A 440-nucleotide genomic window follows, 5' to 3' on the forward strand; every position below is an offset into this window, starting at 1 on the left:
CTGGGGCTGTTGATTGCCTTTATTCTGGCGGGGAATGCTGCCTGCGTCGCGGCTGCTGATATTGAATTTAACACCGACGTACTGGATGTGACGGATCGCGCCAATATTGACCTGGAGCAGTTTTCTCGCGGCAACTTTATTATGCCCGGCGATTATCTGTTTTCCATACACATTAATAAACAGACATTAACCGATCAGCCGGTGGCGTTTTACCCGCCGGATGACGATGCCAAAGGCAGTGAAGCCTGTATTACGCCGCAGCTGGTTGAACAGCTGGGGTTAAAAGAATCTGCATTACCGAAACTGACCTGGTGGCACCAAAGCCAGTGTCTGGATCCCCGTAGCCTGGAGGGGATGGAAGTGCGCGGCGATTTAGGCGCGGCGGCGCTGTACCTGAATATTCCGCAGGCGTACCTGGAATATACCGCTGAAAACTGGGA

At 53.0% G+C, this 440-nt stretch carries 1 protein-coding gene; it reads left to right on the top strand.

Annotated elements, in window-relative coordinates; genetic code table 11:
• Positions 1–440, top strand: a 440-nt coding sequence (locus tag IFU29_RS22235; protein WP_423244859.1) for a FimD/PapC N-terminal domain-containing protein, incomplete at both ends; no start/stop codon positions are given.

The sequence above is a fragment of the Erwinia persicina genome (assembly GCF_014838825.1).
GTDB classification, from domain to species: Bacteria; Pseudomonadota; Gammaproteobacteria; order Enterobacterales; family Enterobacteriaceae; genus Erwinia; species Erwinia persicina_A.